Origin of the sequence: Pyrolobus fumarii 1A (assembly GCF_000223395.1) — an archaeon.
In the GTDB taxonomy this organism is placed as follows: Archaea; Thermoproteota; Thermoprotei_A; order Sulfolobales; family Pyrodictiaceae; genus Pyrolobus; species Pyrolobus fumarii.
On sequence record NC_015931.1, the window covers coordinates 1,827,862 to 1,843,267 of the forward strand.

The window sequence follows — 15,406 nt, forward strand, 5'->3', positions numbered from 1 at the left end:
TACCCCTCTAGCACCGGTGGGTGTGGGAGGGCTTTACTATCTCCTTACAATGAGCCTCACTTGTCTGCCTCGGGCGGGAAGTAATCGAGGCTACCGTATATCGCTGGGAGGTCCATCAGCCTCTCTCCTATAGCCAGCTCTCTCAACAGTATCGCGTTGCGGAAGGATGGTGTGACTACCCTAGCCCTGTAAGGCGCCAACCCGCCGTCACTCACAATGTGGTATAGTATCTCGCCGCGGCCCGCCTCTACACGCGTCACGACCTCCCCTTTGGGGACACGTAGGTTGGCGAAAATCGCAGGGAACTTCGCGACACCCTCGTCTATGAACTTGCGCGCCGCCGGCGGCACCATGCGGTAGAATTTCTCTGCCATTATCTTGCCCTCTGGTAGTCTCTTGAGAGCTTTCCGTACGAGTTCAATACTAGCCTTTATCTCTTCTATCCTGGCCTTCATGCGCGCCAGCGCATCACCCTCGTCAAGGACGACCGGCTCGAAGTCTAGATCTGCGTATGCCTCGTAGCCAAGCATCCTAGCATCGTAGGCTATTCCAGAGGCGCGCAGATTCGGCCCCACTATACCCAAGCGGCTCGCCATACTCTTTGGCAATACACCCACGTTCTCGTAACGGTCTCTAATCACCGGGTTATCGAGGAATATCTTCCGGTACTCCTCCAGCCTCTTCAACTGATACTTGGCTGCCTTTTCAAATACGTCCTGGAAGCTCTTTGGTATGTCTCTACGCACGCCACCGGGTATCACGTAGCTATGCGTGAGCCTCGTCCCTGTAATCATCTCTATAAGTCTCAGCCAGACCTCTCTATCACCCATAGCCCACATGAACATTGTCGAGTGGTTTAGGAAGATACCCGCGATGCCCATGCCATAGAGGTGGCTTGCTATCCTGTTGATCTCGCAGAGTATGGTACGTAGGTACTTGACGCGCTCGGGTGGCTCGAGGCCCATCAGCTTCTCTATCGCCTCTACATACCCGAGTATGATGTTACACGCGTCAACGATGTTCATTCGCTCTAGGAGCGGGATACTGCGTACCCATCCCTTGACCTCGCTGAGCTTCTCCATGGTACGGTGAACCCACCCTATGTCAACATCAACGTCTACGATAATGTCTCCGTCTAGGTATACGACTAGCCTCATGTGTCCACTCGCAGGGTGCTGGGGGCCAACAAGCAACTCTAATACACGGAGCCCATTACGCACGCCTAGCTCTCTACCGACCAGACCCCCTACCTGCATCGCCAAGGGCTCAACACCACGGGGCGAAACCTATACGCCGGTTTGATGCACGGCGAGTCCCGAGGTTTAACTCGAATGCCGTTGACGCTAGGGTCGCTACAGTGGGGTAGTCTGCTGGAGTCTCTCGACGCTGCCAGGCTGGTTGATAAGCTGCTAGAGACGTTGATGGGGAACAAGCTTGTCGCGTCGCTCGACCCGGAGGTCGTGCTGACTATCACTGCGCGTAGGGGCAGAGAGGGTAACCGCTGTCTAGAGGCACTCCTCTCCGTCCGGGTTAGTGACGAGGGGCTGGTCGGGCTCGAGCCTAGCGCGTTAGCCTCTCTATCCGATAGGCTCGAGCTGCTTGGTCTTGAGGTGGCGGGTCTTAGGGGAGGCGACGGGTTCATCGAGGTAATACTCCGGGTTGAGCAGAGCGGCAATTGCGACTAGCTTATCGCCTCCTCATCGCCAGTATCATACCCTACGGCGGGGAGATGTTGTGACGGCTAAGAGGCTAGCAAGGAGGACTGCAACGCTTGACGAGTTCCTGGCAGCCGCTAGGGAGGCTGCTAGACGGGTGCGCGAGCAACAAGTAGACCTGGAGGCGTTGATATCGCGTCTAGCTGAGGAAGCTGCCAAGAGAGCCGCCGCGATGGTAGTGGAGAGGCTCGAGAGGAGCCTAGAGAGGAGTATCCACGAGCAAACGGAGGTTGTGAAGAGCATCGAGAGGATAGTGAGGAGCGTTGTGAGTGATGCTGTCGCAACTGCACTGCAACCAATCAACAAGAGACTGGACGAACTCGCTATGGAGGTGCGCACGTTGAGATCCACAGTGGAGAGGTTAGAGTCTAGGGGTGTTGGCGAGCGTCGGTCTGAGGAGAGGAGGCTGCCACCCTGGGCCCGCAAGCTCGCCAAGATGCTCGAGGATAGGCCTTTCATCCGCCTCCACGAGCTCGGCATCGATATCTACCAGGTTAAGGGCGAGCCAAGTGTACTACGCGAGCTGGATGCCGTCCTCGTGGAGACTATGAATGGCGTTTATCTGGTGAAGAGGAGCGAGTGGACAAAACTCCTCGAGAAGCTGGAGAGCGTGAAGAGCAGGGATGAGGAGGAGGCTGTGAGGATAGCTGGCCCACTGGCAGAAATAGTAGCCGCATTGCTACGCGACAACCTCCTGTACTATAACAACGGGTGGAGAGTACTACCCGACGCCTTCCTCAACCCCGAGTAGAGGACCTCGGCCTGGACTAGGCTCCTCACCGGGGCCCTGCGGGCCCCTCCCTGGGCCCGTATTCCTCCACATCGGTCCATGGTTGGGAGGTTACGGATATCCCCTAGGCTTGTAGCCTATAGCCTCGAGGTATTTTCTCAGCGCTTCAACATTCCAGGGCCACTTAGTCTTCCTCCTCTTGTCCACGTAGAGTCCTAGCTTCATAGCCTCCTTGACGCCCAGCCCGACCTCCTTCAGCTCCGGTATGCTGAAGCCCCTGCCCTCCCTAACACCCGGGTCGATACCACCATACTTGCGAAGCCTTGGCTTCTTGACTATGGCGCGGGGCGGCTCGAAGCTACGCTCTTCGCTCAACCCGCTCACCGGTGGCGGCGAGGCCACTCGAACTCCTTATTAGCTTAAGCTTGGATTGAGAGGCGCAACCGGATCTTCCTTGAACACCTTGAGTACTACGCTGGTGACGGTCCTTCTTATGGCTGGCATGCGGTTAAGCCTCTTGATGAACGCGTTTAGCTCTGACATGCTACGGAATTTGCCTATAAGCACGAGGTCATAGTCACCGGTAACATCGTACACTGCTATGAGGTTCGGCTCTTCGCGGAGCCTCTCCGCGACCTCCTCTATCCGCCCACCCTCCACCACAACGAGGATGACCGCTGTTATAGGGTACCCCAGTCTCTCATAGTCAGGTTGTATCGTGAACCTCCTGACGACACCCTCGCGTATGAGCTTCTGTATACGCGTGTGTACGGTTGAAACCGCTACGCCCAGGTCCCGCGATAGCTCTCTTAGACTCGCACGCGAGTTGCTAGCCAGCAACTGCAACAGCTTCAAATCCACCTCGTCTAGCATTGCGCCACCCGTTCTACACGATGCGACATAAACCCTTAACACTTCTAGCCTGGTTATGCACTACGCTACCCCGGTTGGAGGGCTGCGTAGGAACCTTGGCTGGTCTGAGGAGGCTCGTGCTAGACGTGCTAAAGCCTCTACGTGACCCTTCGCTAACAGAGATGGCGCTATTGCTAGCCAAGGTTAGGGGCGTGAAAGGCGTAAACATAACCGTGAATGAGGTCGACGTCGAGACACTTAGCCTCACGATAGTCGTCGAGGGCGATGATATAGACTTTGAGGGTGTAAAGAAGGTGCTCGAGGAGGTTGGCGCAGCGATACACAGTATCGACCAAGTTGTCGCCGGCGAGAAGATAGTCGAGGTCCCAGAGTTGAGAAGAGGGGAGTAGTGCACTGCACGCGACATCCCGGTGACCACTACACCACCGGGAGTAGTTCACGGTTGACACGTGGCCGCCGCCCACGTAAAAACGCGAGAGTGTTAACCACCGTGGCAGCCCCGGGGACGACTAGCAGATTTTTGTCCCTGGGGGTGCCTCGCCATCCACAGTGAGCAGGTAAGGCCTCTCGTCTTTCCCACAGCCCGCCGCGAGTATCATACCCTCGCTGAGATAACCCCTGATCCTCTTAGGCGCCAGGTTGGCTACTACGACAACCCTCTTACCAATGAGGTCTTCCGGCTTGTACCACTCGGCTATACCCGATATTATCTGGCGCTTCTCGTTACCCAGGTCGACTATGAGCCTTAGTAGCCTCGTGCCCGGTATATGCTCAGCCTCGACTACTATACCGACGCGTAGGTCTATACGGGCGAACTCGTCGATAGTTATCTGCTCGGCGGGCTTAGCCTCGTTTGCCAAGCAGCTCACCTAGAGCCTATGCGTTTGAGCTCCGAGGCAAACCAGTTGACGAGCTCGTCTACCTCGGCAAGCCTCCTCTTCTTCACATCGTCTGCTACGTGCTGCAACTCCCTCTTCAGTGCATCGAACTCGCGGTCGAGCTCGTTCCTGGCGTCGCGTAGCAGCTCGTCTAGGCTTGGGAGGGGCATGCCCTGGCTCCCCGCGGCTGGGGGACCCAGGTGAGAGTAAATGAGGCGTTCCCCCGGGACCCTGGATCCGGGGATGACGACGACTTGCCCCCCTGAGGGAGACGGGGTGCTGAATACTGTGGCGCCCGACCCCGCTTATACAATGGTAGTTTTAAGAGGGGCTGGTGTGGGGCGAGCGTTTCGTGGGTGGTTAGGTGTCGCAGCAACAGCAGTTTAGGCACATAGTGCGTGTCGCGGGTACTGATCTCGATGGTAGGTTGAAGGTTCCCTTCGCCCTGGCTAAGATAAAGGGTGTCGGCATAACGTTCGCTTATGCACTCTGCAGACTCCTTGGTATCGACCCGGAGAAGAGGGCGGGCTACCTAACTGACGCCGAGATACAAAAGATCGAGCAGGCGCTGAAGGATCCAAAGGCCATTGGGATCCCGTCCTGGATGCTCAACAGGAGGAAGGACTATGAGACTGGCCGCGACATGCACCTCATTGGCGCCGAGTTGATCTACTATGCTAGGCAGGATATTGAGAGATTGAAGAGGATCAAGTCGTGGAGGGGTATCCGCCACGCGCTGGGTCTAAAGGTTAGGGGCCAGAGGACGAGGACAACCGGCCGTACTGGTATGACTGTGGGTGTCTCGAAGAGGAGGAAGTAGCGGGGTGGTGACGAGTGGGTGACCCGAAGAAGCCACGTAAGAAGTGGGAGTCGCCCGGTCACCCCTGGATTAAGGAGAGGCTGCTGCGCGAGATCGAGCTTATCGGTAGGTATGGCCTGCGTAACAAGAAGGAGATATGGCAGGCTGAGACGCTGGCAAGGTACTTCCGTCACCGTGCTCGCCGCCTCCTAGCTCTCCCAGAGGATGTGCGCAAGAAGGAGGAGGAGCAGCTGCTACGCAAGCTGTATCGTATGGGTGTACTCCCTGAGAACGCGACGCTTGACGACGTTCTCGGCTTGACTGCTGAGCACTTCCTTGAGAGGAGGCTCCAGACGATAGTCTACAAGAAGGGCCTCGCTAGGACCATCTGGCAGGCCAGACAGCTGATAGTCCATGGCCACATCGCAATCGGCGGTAGGAGGATAAGGTCGCCGGGCTACCTAGTCCCGCGTGACGAGGAGGACCTCATAGACTATGCGCCGACGAGCCCATTCGCCAAGAGGAGGGAGGAGCAGGCCCAGCAGGCCCCCAGCCAGCAGAGTCAAGAGGGCGGGGCTGAGGCTGCAGGGTGAGGGGTGAGAGAGCATGGCGTTCACATCCAGGGAGATAAAGTGGGGTGTAGCACACATCTACAGTAGCTACAACAACACCATAGTGCACATAACCGACCTCACGGGAGCCGAGACAGTATCTCGAGCTAGCGGAGGCATGGTCGTCAAGGCTGACCGCGAGAAGCCAAGCCCCTACGCCGCAATGCTAGCAGCCAGCAAGGCCGGTCAAGAAGCGATGGAGAAGGGCATAATGGCTCTCCACATCAAGGTGCGCGCCCCTGGAGGCCACGGACCAAAGACGCCAGGCCCAGGCGCCCAGGCAGCCATCAGGGCACTAGCAAGGATGGGCTTCATCATAGGCAGGATCGAGGACGTCACCCCGATACCACACGATACCACCAGGCGCCCAGGAGGCCGCCGCGGACGCCGTGTCTAAAACGCACTACACGCTCCATACCAGCTTTTCTTACAATCCTACAGTCGAGCCCCGCACCACATCCTTCACGCCAGCGACACCTGCCAGTTTCCCTCATTCTCACCCTCCACAACACCATACCCAGGGTATCGTACACGCCTCCAACGTCTACGATCCTAGAGGGAGGGGCCATGGGCAATCAAGCGGATTGTGCCGCGCCGAGAGCTACCCTATATATGGTGTGGCGGGTTGAGCGTGCCTCCGGTTGCAGGGTATGATCCGCCGCGAGGAGTGGGGCATAGGCGGACCAAAACCGGAGCGCATTCGCGTTGGGCTGCTAGACTCCACGCTCCGTGAGGGTGAGCAGACTCCAGGCGTGAGCTTCACCGTCGAGCAGAAGGTCGAGATAGCTAAGCTTCTCAGCGAGGCTGGCGTACAGATGATTGAGGCTGGTCATCCTGCCGTCGCGCCAGATGTCTACGAGGCTGTCAAGAGGATAATCCAGTTGAAGAAGGAGGGCGTAATACGCTCAGAGATAGTCGCTCACTCGCGAGCCGTCAAGAGGGATATCGAGGTTGCAGCGGAGCTGGAGCCAGACCGCATAGCCATCTTCTACGGCGTTAGCGACATCCACCTTAGGTATAAGCACCGTGTTTCGCGCGAGGAGGCCCTCTCAATCATAGGAGAGATGGTGGAGTACGCGAAGCAGCACGGTGTGAAGGTTAGATTTACGGCGGAAGACGCCACCAGGGCCGACTACGATTACCTCGTAGAGGTTGTGAAGACTGCTAGGGATGCCGGGGCGGATAGGGTATCAATAGCGGATACCGTGGGGATAGCCACACCTGCCTTCATGAGGAGGTTGTTCGAGAGCCTAACCAGGGACGCCCCGGGAGTAGAGTTCGACGTACATGCACACAATGACCTCGGCCTCGCGACGGCCAACTCGCTCGCTGCTGTAGAGGGAGGCGCCACCATAATCCACGTTACTGTGAACGGCTTGGGCGAGAGAGCCGGAATAACCCCGCTCCACGAGGCGGCAGTCGCGCTCAAGGTGCACTACGGAATCGAGGTTATAGACTTGAAGCTCATCCCGAAGCTATCCAGGCTGGTCGAGAGGTACTCGGGTATACCCGTGCCGCCAAACACACCGGTTGTCGGCGACAACGCGTTCACGCACAAGGCCGGAGTCCACGTCGCTGGTATACTCGCCAACCCCGAGACCTACGAGCCCTACCCGCCAGAGATGGTGGGGAGAACCAGAGACTACGTGATAGACAAGTACACTGGCAAGAAGGCTGTGAAAGCCAGGCTCGAGAAGCTAGGCGTGACGGTCACCGACAAGGAGCTTGAAGAGATAGTAAGGAGGATTAAAGCAAGACCCGACATACGCTACCTGCGCGACGAGGACCTTCTAGAGATAGCGAGCGAGGTAATGGGCAAGCCACTAGCGCTAACAGCCCCAAGAGGCGTAGAAGCCATAGTCCTCGTAAAGACGAACAGCAACGTATACACAACATCCATAGCCAGAAGGCTAAGCATCATACCAGGCGTCGCAGAGGTAATGGAGGTGACAGGCGATAACGACATAGTACTACGCATACAAGCCAGGAACACTGAACAACTAAACCAAGTGATAGAACAGGTACGCACCATACCAGGCGTACAATCGACATACACGATGCTAATACTCAAGAAGAGCACGGGAGAGCAGAAAGAAGCCTAACCACCCCAACCCACCCATTGTCTACGCACCATCTATACACCTGTACGCCGCAGCACACTCCTACTAACTTGCACGATATCCATCCTTCTCGCCACTCTCCCAGTTATCACCTGGTTTAGAATCGCGGCGAAAACCCTAGTTGGACAGACGATTGGATTAACCTCTGCCTAGTTAAGCAACATGCGAGTACCACACACGCCTAGCATGGCCACGCCGATACTACGAGGGCAACCTCGACGTGCTATGGCTGATATTGTCGGTCTTGTGGTGCGGGTAAAGGTTATAGCTGGTGGTGTATTGCCGTTGGTTGATGGTGTGAGGGGCCGTCGTCTAGCCTGGTTAGGACGCCGCCCTTACAAGGCGGAGGTCCGGGGTTCAAATCCCCGCGGCCCCACCATTGTCACGCTGCCTCTCGCGTTGCTGTCTTCTCCTCTATCTTGTGTAGTTGTCTCTTGTACATCTCGTATAGTTCTTTGGTTGTTGTCGCGTCTTCTGGGCTCTTGTCTGGCCTCCATCTGATGAACCTTGGGAATCTTATGGATATTCCTGCACCTGGTTTTACCCAGCCGTGGCAACAGGTGTGTATGGGTGATAGGGTCAGTTCTGCACCTATTATCTCGGCGACGAGAGCTGGCTGGACCCAGACATCCGGTTTCATCTTTGAGTCTACGCGAGGATGCTTATGTGGTATTATGTAGGGCTTGAGCATCTCATTGAGTCTCTCTAGGTCCTCGTCTGTGAAGCCGCTGCCGACTTTACAGACTGTCTTGAACGTGTCTGTGTCGGGGTCATAGGCGGCCATTAGTAATGCACCGAATTTTCCGCCTCTCCTACCCTTGCCGTAGAAGGCGCCAACTACCACCAGGTCCACAGTGTCTATCATTTCGCTCTTGTAGTCACGCTTGTACTTTATCCATAGCCAGCCGCGGGCGCCAGCCTGATAGATGCTCCTGGAGTGCACCGCCTTGGCCATTACTCCCTCGGCGCCATCCTCTATGGCGCGTAGGAAGAACTGCTCTAACTCCTCCGGCTTATCGGTGTAGATGTGCTCTGCTAGCCTCCAGGTGTCGCTCTGGACTAGCACCTCCTCTAGGTGTTTCCTGCGCTCGGGGAGAGGCTTCACCGTGAGATCCTCGCCGTCGCGATACAGAATGTCGAAGAGGTAGACGGCCACCGGCACCTCCTTCATCGCTATGTGTATGTCGTGCTTCCTCTTCCTTCTCATTAGCTCCTGGAAGGGTCGGAGCTCCCCGGTATCCGGGTCTATCGCGACGATCTCCCCCTCCACGATAGCCTCGTTGGCCTTGATGCCCTTGAGCGCCATCTCGACGACATCCGGGTACATCTTCGTTATGTTCTCGAGGCGCCTCGAGAATATCCAGATCTTGTCTCCCTTCTTGTGTATCTGGGCACGCTCGCCGTCATACTTGTACTCGACTAGAGCCCTCCCACCTAGCTTCTTGAGTATCTCGACAGGGTTGTTCAGCCTCTCCGCCAACATCGGGCGTATTGGGATGCCCACCTCTGGCTTGATGTTCTTCACCGCTTCTACGCCCTGCGTGGCCAGTATCTTGGCCACTAGGCCTAGGTCGGCGCGCAGGTTGTAAGCCCTCTCGACAACATGTTTCATCGCAGCTGAGCCGGCATAGACTATTGACAATGCCTCGATTATCGTCGCGTCGCCAACACCAAGCCTAAGCCTACCCTCAATGAACCTGACTATGTACTTCGCCTCACGGGGAGAGGCCTCCGCTATCAGACCGGCGACTAGCTTCAGCTTCAGCTCTCTGCTGCCCTCACCCGTCGTCAACGCGACACGCGCGAGGGTATCATACACCTTCTCGACTGTGAGGGTTGACTCGCCGCTAGATGGTTGCTTCATAAAAGCGAGTAGACCTACCGCCTTGGCTCCCTTCTCCTTCTCCCTCTTCAACCTCTCAACCGCTAAGCCTAGGTCGCCAAGCCTCTTCGCAAGCTCCTCCACGGTCCTCTCGGGGACGTGGAGCGCGATGGAGACCGCCTTGATGAGCGTCTTCTCGCCCACGCCTAGCTCGGGTAGCCCCTTCCAGTCCGGCCATAGCTTACCCTGGAGGAAGTACACCACTTTGTCGATGGTCTCGGGGGGCGTCTTCTTGAAGAGGTCTACGAGATAGAGGACCATCTGTGTCCTGCTGGTAGTCCTCTCTAGCTTCTCGAAGGTCTCTGCTAGTATGCTAAAGGGCATGGGCATAGCCTAGTGATACCCCCGTTTCGGGTAGAGCCCCTCGACCCTCTAAAACCCAAGGTACCAGGTCGTACTACCAGTCGACCGCGCGGACCAGCCGATGCAGCACTCTCTTGCCGCGCTTAAACACCTCCAGGAGAACGCTGTACGCCCTCTCGAGCCCACCCCTATCAAGCACAAGCTCGCCATCCACAGCTAGGAGTATGTCTAGGCGCGTCTCGCCACGCAGCACCACATAGAAGCCGCAGCTCGACGAGCGATAACAGCTATACTTGAGGCCCGCGGAGACAGCCGCCCTTACGAGCATCTCCGCGTCACTACTCGATGACGCGTACAGCGCTACTATGGGCGGCTCAACGCTAACCCAAACTATCTTGTACTCGCTGGCCGCGCTGGAAGCCAGGCGCCACAAATCATCCACAGTAGGTGGCTCCACATGCCACGCCCTGAGGACTCCGCCCCCTCTCTTGTCCTCAATACCCGTCCTCGTCGCCTTGAGCGCTATGCGCCCACTGCAACTGCTCACCGTCACATAGCCCCTAGCCCAGAGTTTGGAGAGAAGCGGCTTCACATCCGGGTCTAGCCTGCCAGACTCCGAATCAATATACAACCTCCAGAGGTTACTCTTCCTCAGCTCCTGGAGGCACGCATCACCGTGAAGGGGCAAAGCGGGCGCCTCGTGAAATGCTACGAGGGTAGACTGGGTTTCATGGGTGCCTATTTCGACGTGCGCGTCGAGACCCGTGGAGTGGATACCTGCGGGGATCTACGGCGCCTCATCGAGCACGTAAGAAGCCCCGACGAGGCACTTAACATCGTAGAGCGTATCCTGGAGGAGCATGGAGGCTGCGTGCTTGTCTCCAAGGATCCTCTTATCGTGCAAACAGGCGATTGTAGCGTGAGGCTCGTTGCACAGCCAGCCTCGATGCTGGCCTCGATGCTCTACAAGCGTCTCGTGAGAATGGTTGAGGAGAGGTGCAGGTCAGCCAAGGATGCGGCGCTCACCGGCGCATAGGTAGAGAGCCTCGCCTCCGTGATCCGCTCATCACCGTGTGTTTTGCGTCCCTCTTCTCCTTTAAATCCTCCAGCCGAGTCTCTTCGCACACTCCATTATCTCTGCGCCAACCTTCTCGTAGTAGGCACCCGGAGCGAGTGTTAACCTAGCTGCCCTTGAGAACTTCTGGTTGAACTCGCTTCCAATTATCAACTCCGCCGCCCTCTTGGCGTCGGGTGCTGTGTCCATCCAAGCTAGCGCCTCAAGCGGCTGCCTCGGGCGCGTTGCTGGCTGCTCAGCCGGCTTGCCGATAGCCAGGCCGACTACCGGGAGGGTACGCGGCGGCAGCGATAATACCTCGGCCACCCTCCTACAAGAGGAGTATAACGCGATGTAGACTGTACCATAGCCAAGCTCCTCGGCGCGTATCGTAGCCCACGCCGAGGCTATACCAATGTCAACCAGGCTAATGACAAGATGCCCTAGCGTAACCTCGCCGGGCTCTAGGCCTGCCATACGCATAGCTTCGAGTAGCTTACCATAGTCGGCCACGAACGCTAGGAACACCGGGGCCTCCGCCACATACCTCTGGCCGCCTACAGCCTCCGCAAGCCTAGCCCTCGTACCCTCATCGCGCACAACCACTACGCTGAAAGGCTGCAGGCCCCATGCTGAGGGTGCCCTCTGGGCCGCCCAGAGTATTTCACGCAGATCATCCTCTGGTATGGGATCCGGCTTGAAGCGCCTAATCGACACGTGCCTCGCGATCACATCACGACAGGAGGCCATGCCAACCGGCCACCATTCTTGGATAGAGACGCCCCTCCTACACAAGACTGTCCCTTTTTGCCACTATGTTGCGATGCGCGTTTACTAGCGCGCCTGGGTGCGCTGGCGCGACCAGCGAGCCAGCCGATGGTTAGAATGAAGCGGGAGAGGCAAGCGGCCTTTTAAAAAGCATGTTTGAAGGGGCGATCTAGCCTTACTTCTGTGCAGCCTGCTTATACATCTTGACCATCTTCTCGACTAGCCTCTTGAGGCCCGCGCTGAACGCGTCGGCTATCTTGGGGGCTATCACGGTGTTTATCCTCTTGGGCTTAAGCGGCGTGTACTTGCTGGCCTCGATTGCCGCGTCTATCACTCTACCGAGGGCTTGCGGCAGGCCTGGGTACTTGCCCTCGACTATCTCGCGTAGGGTTGGTATCCACTTGTCCGGGTTCCTGCTACGCCTCACGAGCAGCAGGTAGGCGGCAACGGTGGTACCGTGCTCCGGGGCTATCTCGTAGCTCTCCTCGACCTCAGTCTTAGAGGCTGGCTTCGCGACACCCAGCTTCTCAAGCTCCTCGGTTAGCACGCGGAATATCTTCTCGGCGCTGCGGCCACCCATGTGTAGTAGTGCCTCACCGTTCCTACGGTAGACTACCTCGGCGCCACGTGCACGCTTGCGCAGGATTATCTGGTATGTGACCTTCTTCTCCTCCGCCATTTTCTACACCCTGCCCCACTCCACTAACGTTGCACGAGGAGACCATTGTATATAAAGAGAACCCTGGCCCAACACGAGGCTAGTTATGAGGGAGGAGGGGCGCCAGGTATTACACCGGGTGAGTGGTAAGCCGTACTGGTGCTCTAGCGTGGGCCACGAGGGTAGTGTGAAAGAGGTTGGTTTCGGCCTAGTGGTGACCGGCGACCGCGTCTATCGAGGCGAGATAGAGGATAGGGTTACACCTCTCGTTAAGAGCGTGCTAGAGGAGCGTGGCCACAAGCTGCTCGCAAGGCTCATAGCGCCAAACAACATCTACCTCATCATGCATGCCGTGCTGACGCTCGTTGTACGCGACGACATAGACGCTGTAATCGTTAGTGGTGGTACGGGTCCGAGGCCACGCGACATCTCTGTAGACGCTGTGGAGAGGATAGCAGATAGAAGGCTGCCAGGGTTCGGGGAGGAGTTCAGACGAAGGAGCCTAGAGAGTACCGGCATGCGTGCGATACTATCCCGCGCCGAGGCATTCATAGTCAATAGGCGTCCCGTGTTCGTGATACCAGGGTCTCCAGACGCGACGCGAACAGCACTCGGGATAATACTAGACATTATTGGGCATCTCGTCTACGAGGCTAGGAGGGAGTAGAAGGTTGAGCAGAGAGTATAGGGGTAAGCGCGTAGTAGTCTGGCCCTCTTATATTGATGCCTCCAAGTCGCGGGGCCAGGGGCGCAAGATACCGCGTAAGGATGCAGTCCCGAGGCCCCGCGTAGAGGAGATCGTGGAGGCCGCCGAGAGGCTCGGGTTGAACCCTGAGGTGGAGGAGGCCAGGTACCCTAGAGCATGGTGGGAGGATAGACAGAGGGTGGTCGTGGATAAGCTCGGCTCAAAGCTGGAGACGTTGAAGGCTATTGCCAGGGAGATCAGGAGGATACGTGAGGAGAGAAGGATGGTTAGGAGATAGGTGTGGTGGGCCCGCGGGGATTTGAACCCCGGATCACGGGGAGTCCCGCCCCGCCGCACGCGCGGGGTCGGGGTCCCGAGTCGGGCAGGGGCCCGACCGGGCTCCCTGAACCCCGCATCCTAGTCCAGGCTAGACGACGGGCCCACCACACCCTTTCCATGCTGTAGGTGTGACCTTGGCGCGCCCCCTTAAAAACTACATGGTCACGCAGATGATATCAGGGTTACCGTTCTGGTTACGCCTGGCAGGCGGCGTATGTGGGTGACAAACATGTCTATCTGTGAGAGGTTCTCGGCGCGCACCTTAACAACTATATCATACTCGCCATACACGACGTAAACCTCGGCGTCAACCCCCGCCTTCTTAGCAGCCTCCTTTATCTGCTCAGCTATTTCGTACTCTTTACCCACCTGTACAAGCAGGAGCACGAAGGCTGCAACCGGCAAGGGCCGGCACCAACCTTCATGTAATAGTCGCGTGGGTTTTGAATGCATGCCCGGGGGTGTTCTTGAGACGCGTGAAGATAGTGTACAGTCTCGTTGACCCCGTTGGCAAGGGGGTAGCCGACATACTCTCGAGAGAGTATAGCGTCGATGCATGCCCTTCGCGGGATTGCACTGTCGTCGGGCTGGAGGCCGATACCCCATACCTGGATAATCTTGACGACATCTTACCAGGGTACGACGGCTACGTGATTATCTCTAGGCACGCCTCCACGAGCGGCAAGCCTACACTGAGTGTGCACCACACCGGTAACCCTACCCGTGAGGCTATCCTTGGAGGCAAGCCGGAGACCCTCGAGTGGGCTTGGCCGAGTCTAGCCGCTGCCCTGCTACGCACCTATCGCGCGGTGGCAGCTAGACTAGGGTTGCTAGAGAAGTACGAGGTTACCCTTGAGGCGACACACCATGGGCCCACAAGGGTGCCTAAACCAGTCGTCTTCATCGAGGTGGGTAGCACTGAAGCCGCGTGGAGGGACGAGAGGGCTCTCCGCGCCCTCGCCGAGACCCTTTACGAGACTATAATCTCTCAGGAGGGGTTCCGGGGCTGCGAGTGCAGCACCATAGCATCGGGTTTCGGTGACACGCACTACCCGAGGCTACACACTAGACTCCTCCTGGAGGAGGGCTATTGCTATGCTCACATACTGTCCAAGCACGTGTTGCGGAGTGTCACAGAGAATGTGGTACGCCAATCGATGACCAAGAGTGTCGAGAGGGTTGAGAAAGCCGTGGCTGCTAAGGTACCGGGCGCGGCAAGGAGGCTCGTCGAGAGGATAGCCAACGAGTTGGGTATCGAGGTTGAGAAGAGGGGTTGAGAAGGCTCTACCTCCTCTTTACGGCTAGCTTTCTCTTCAGCATCTTTAGGCGGATTACCTCTTCCCTCATGCGCTCGTCTAGAACCAGCTTTATGTACTTGATCGTCTTCTCGTACCTTGGTATGATCTGGTTGTCGATAGCGTTTATCAGCCTCTGCGTCTCGCGTAGCTCATTAATCAGCTTCCTCAGGGCTATCTCTGTCTCGGCGAGCTTGAGCATCGACTCCAGACCCTCTATCAACAGCTTCCTCGCGAACACTAGCCTCGGGACAGTGCGCAGAGGGCTAGGCAGCACCTTCGGGATGGTCTCGTGTTTCAGATTGAGAGCTGGGACGCGAACAGCGAACAGCACCCTCTCTTGAATGTCAACGCGCAACTCGGGGGATACTGTGCGCGCGAACGCGTGTATCGGGTCGAAGCCCGCCTCGGCAGACGCCATCATAAACTCCTCGTAAGCCCGCATCAAAGCCTCCGATACCTTCTTGTAGCTCTCCTCATACTCGTCTATACTTTGACGAATGTATAGTAGGAGGACGTCACGCTTCTCTTCAAGCACACGCCGGATACGACGTATAGCGCGATACTCGCGGCGCAGGCGTATCAGGTTAATCTTCGTTGGGAGGACCTTCCTCTCAAGCGCCAAGCACTACCCCAGCAGCTAGGCGCTAGTCGAATCCAGTATAAAACGGGTCCACCCCTCAACTCACGACTAGA

The 15,406-nt window shown here is 57.3% G+C and carries 22 protein-coding genes and 2 tRNA genes; 12 read left to right on the top strand and 12 right to left on the bottom strand.

What is annotated here, in order from left to right; all coding sequences use genetic code 11:
* Nucleotides 1-56: 56 nt before the first annotated feature.
* Entirely contained in the window at nucleotides 57-1,256 is a 1,200-nt protein-coding gene (locus PYRFU_RS09660; RefSeq protein WP_014027494.1) for an NADH-quinone oxidoreductase subunit D, read from the bottom strand.
* A gap of 75 nt (nucleotides 1,257-1,331) precedes the next feature.
* Here PYRFU_RS09660 and PYRFU_RS09665 point away from each other — a divergent pair, with 75 nt between their 5' ends.
* Both PYRFU_RS09665 and PYRFU_RS09670 read left to right on the top strand, forming a co-directional pair.
* The gene (locus PYRFU_RS09665) at nucleotides 1,332-1,685 is read left to right on the top strand and encodes a hypothetical protein (RefSeq protein ID WP_014027495.1); all 354 of its coding nucleotides are present in this window, start codon (nucleotides 1,332-1,334) and stop codon (nucleotides 1,683-1,685) included.
* 49 nt (nucleotides 1,686-1,734) lie between these two features.
* A complete protein-coding gene (locus PYRFU_RS09670) occupies nucleotides 1,735-2,466 on the top strand; it encodes a hypothetical protein (protein ID WP_014027496.1) in 732 nt (243 codons plus the stop codon).
* A gap of 90 nt (nucleotides 2,467-2,556) precedes the next feature.
* Here the strand turns inward: PYRFU_RS09670 and PYRFU_RS09675 are convergent, their stop codons facing one another.
* Both PYRFU_RS09675 and PYRFU_RS09680 read right to left on the bottom strand, forming a co-directional pair.
* On the bottom strand, nucleotides 2,557-2,829 hold the full coding sequence (locus PYRFU_RS09675; RefSeq protein ID WP_244403945.1) for a 50S ribosomal protein L13e: 273 nt from the start codon (nucleotides 2,827-2,829) through the stop codon (nucleotides 2,557-2,559).
* 30 nt (nucleotides 2,830-2,859) lie between these two features.
* On the bottom strand, nucleotides 2,860-3,318 hold the full coding sequence (locus PYRFU_RS09680) for an Lrp/AsnC family transcriptional regulator (RefSeq protein WP_014027498.1): 459 nt from the start codon (nucleotides 3,316-3,318) through the stop codon (nucleotides 2,860-2,862).
* 95 nt (nucleotides 3,319-3,413) lie between these two features.
* On the opposite strand from PYRFU_RS09680, the gene PYRFU_RS10290 reads away from it, so the two are divergent.
* Entirely contained in the window at nucleotides 3,414-3,707 is a 294-nt protein-coding gene (locus PYRFU_RS10290) for a DUF211 domain-containing protein (RefSeq protein WP_014027499.1), read from the top strand.
* A 120-nt stretch (nucleotides 3,708-3,827) separates the two neighbouring features.
* On the opposite strand, the gene metG is transcribed toward PYRFU_RS10290, so the two are convergent.
* Nucleotides 3,828-4,178, bottom strand: coding sequence for a methionine--tRNA ligase subunit beta (gene metG / locus PYRFU_RS09690; RefSeq protein WP_014027500.1), 351 nt, complete (start codon nucleotides 4,176-4,178; stop codon nucleotides 3,828-3,830).
* A 5-nt stretch (nucleotides 4,179-4,183) separates the two neighbouring features.
* Nucleotides 4,184-4,366 (bottom strand): hypothetical protein, encoded by a 183-nt coding sequence (locus tag PYRFU_RS09695; RefSeq protein WP_014027501.1) that lies wholly within the window; start codon nucleotides 4,364-4,366, stop codon nucleotides 4,184-4,186.
* 194 nt (nucleotides 4,367-4,560) lie between these two features.
* On the opposite strand from PYRFU_RS09695, the gene PYRFU_RS09700 reads away from it, so the two are divergent.
* The 5 genes from PYRFU_RS09700 (at nucleotide 4,561) to PYRFU_RS09720 (ending at nucleotide 8,105) form a co-directional block, all read left to right on the top strand.
* Entirely contained in the window at nucleotides 4,561-5,016 is a 456-nt protein-coding gene (locus tag PYRFU_RS09700) for a 30S ribosomal protein S13 (protein ID WP_014027502.1), read from the top strand.
* Nucleotides 5,017-5,030: 14 nt separating this feature from the next.
* The gene (locus PYRFU_RS09705; protein WP_014027503.1) at nucleotides 5,031-5,588 is read left to right on the top strand and encodes a 30S ribosomal protein S4; all 558 of its coding nucleotides are present in this window, start codon (nucleotides 5,031-5,033) and stop codon (nucleotides 5,586-5,588) included.
* Between the two features lie 13 nt (nucleotides 5,589-5,601).
* Nucleotides 5,602-6,003: a 30S ribosomal protein S11 gene (locus PYRFU_RS09710; RefSeq protein ID WP_014027504.1), complete on the top strand. Its 402-nt coding sequence runs from the start codon at nucleotides 5,602-5,604 to the stop codon at nucleotides 6,001-6,003.
* 253 nt (nucleotides 6,004-6,256) lie between these two features.
* The gene (gene lysS, locus PYRFU_RS09715; RefSeq protein ID WP_209442524.1) at nucleotides 6,257-7,708 is read left to right on the top strand and encodes a homocitrate synthase; all 1,452 of its coding nucleotides are present in this window, start codon (nucleotides 6,257-6,259) and stop codon (nucleotides 7,706-7,708) included.
* 319 nt (nucleotides 7,709-8,027) lie between these two features.
* Nucleotides 8,028-8,105, top strand: a tRNA-Val gene (locus PYRFU_RS09720).
* A gap of 3 nt (nucleotides 8,106-8,108) precedes the next feature.
* On the opposite strand, the gene lig is transcribed toward PYRFU_RS09720, so the two are convergent.
* Together lig and PYRFU_RS09730 are read right to left on the bottom strand one after the other, a co-directional pair.
* Nucleotides 8,109-9,938, bottom strand: coding sequence for a DNA ligase (lig, locus tag PYRFU_RS09725; protein ID WP_014027507.1), 1,830 nt, complete (start codon nucleotides 9,936-9,938; stop codon nucleotides 8,109-8,111).
* A 67-nt stretch (nucleotides 9,939-10,005) separates the two neighbouring features.
* Nucleotides 10,006-10,599, bottom strand: a complete 594-nt coding sequence (locus tag PYRFU_RS09730; RefSeq protein WP_014027508.1) for a tRNA(Phe) 7-((3-amino-3-carboxypropyl)-4-demethylwyosine(37)-N(4))-methyltransferase — start codon at nucleotides 10,597-10,599, stop codon at nucleotides 10,006-10,008.
* Between the two features lie 12 nt (nucleotides 10,600-10,611).
* Between PYRFU_RS09730 and PYRFU_RS09735 the strand changes: the two genes are divergently transcribed.
* On the top strand, nucleotides 10,612-10,947 hold the full coding sequence (locus PYRFU_RS09735; RefSeq protein WP_014027509.1) for a hypothetical protein: 336 nt from the start codon (nucleotides 10,612-10,614) through the stop codon (nucleotides 10,945-10,947).
* 60 nt (nucleotides 10,948-11,007) lie between these two features.
* Here PYRFU_RS09735 and PYRFU_RS09740 read toward each other — a convergent pair whose 3' ends face one another.
* Both PYRFU_RS09740 and PYRFU_RS09745 read right to left on the bottom strand, forming a co-directional pair.
* Nucleotides 11,008-11,715 carry a nitroreductase family protein gene (locus tag PYRFU_RS09740; RefSeq protein ID WP_014027510.1) on the bottom strand — a complete coding sequence of 236 codons (708 nt, stop codon included), beginning with the start codon at nucleotides 11,713-11,715 and terminating at the stop codon, nucleotides 11,008-11,010.
* Nucleotides 11,716-11,908: 193 nt separating this feature from the next.
* Complete coding sequence (locus PYRFU_RS09745; RefSeq protein WP_014027511.1) at nucleotides 11,909-12,412, bottom strand: hypothetical protein; 504 nt, start codon at nucleotides 12,410-12,412, stop codon at nucleotides 11,909-11,911.
* Nucleotides 12,413-12,530: 118 nt separating this feature from the next.
* Between PYRFU_RS09745 and PYRFU_RS09750 the strand changes: the two genes are divergently transcribed.
* Nucleotides 12,531-13,058, top strand: coding sequence for a MogA/MoaB family molybdenum cofactor biosynthesis protein (locus PYRFU_RS09750; RefSeq protein ID WP_209442495.1), 528 nt, complete (start codon nucleotides 12,531-12,533; stop codon nucleotides 13,056-13,058).
* Nucleotides 13,059-13,062: 4 nt separating this feature from the next.
* The gene (locus PYRFU_RS09755) at nucleotides 13,063-13,374 is read left to right on the top strand and encodes a signal recognition particle protein Srp19 (protein ID WP_014027513.1); all 312 of its coding nucleotides are present in this window, start codon (nucleotides 13,063-13,065) and stop codon (nucleotides 13,372-13,374) included.
* 3 nt (nucleotides 13,375-13,377) lie between these two features.
* On the opposite strand, the gene PYRFU_RS09760 is transcribed toward PYRFU_RS09755, so the two are convergent.
* Together PYRFU_RS09760 and PYRFU_RS09765 are read right to left on the bottom strand one after the other, a co-directional pair.
* Nucleotides 13,378-13,518 (bottom strand) — tRNA-Pro (locus PYRFU_RS09760).
* Between the two features lie 59 nt (nucleotides 13,519-13,577).
* Nucleotides 13,578-13,820 carry an Lrp/AsnC ligand binding domain-containing protein gene (locus PYRFU_RS09765; protein ID WP_014027514.1) on the bottom strand — a complete coding sequence of 81 codons (243 nt, stop codon included), beginning with the start codon at nucleotides 13,818-13,820 and terminating at the stop codon, nucleotides 13,578-13,580.
* Between the two features lie 71 nt (nucleotides 13,821-13,891).
* On the opposite strand from PYRFU_RS09765, the gene PYRFU_RS10090 reads away from it, so the two are divergent.
* Nucleotides 13,892-14,692, top strand: a complete 801-nt coding sequence (locus PYRFU_RS10090; RefSeq protein WP_244403946.1) for a D-aminoacyl-tRNA deacylase — start codon at nucleotides 13,892-13,894, stop codon at nucleotides 14,690-14,692.
* Between the two features lie 7 nt (nucleotides 14,693-14,699).
* Here the strand turns inward: PYRFU_RS10090 and PYRFU_RS09775 are convergent, their stop codons facing one another.
* Entirely contained in the window at nucleotides 14,700-15,335 is a 636-nt protein-coding gene (locus PYRFU_RS09775) for a V-type ATP synthase subunit D (protein WP_014027516.1), read from the bottom strand.
* Nucleotides 15,336-15,406 lie beyond the last annotated feature (71 nt).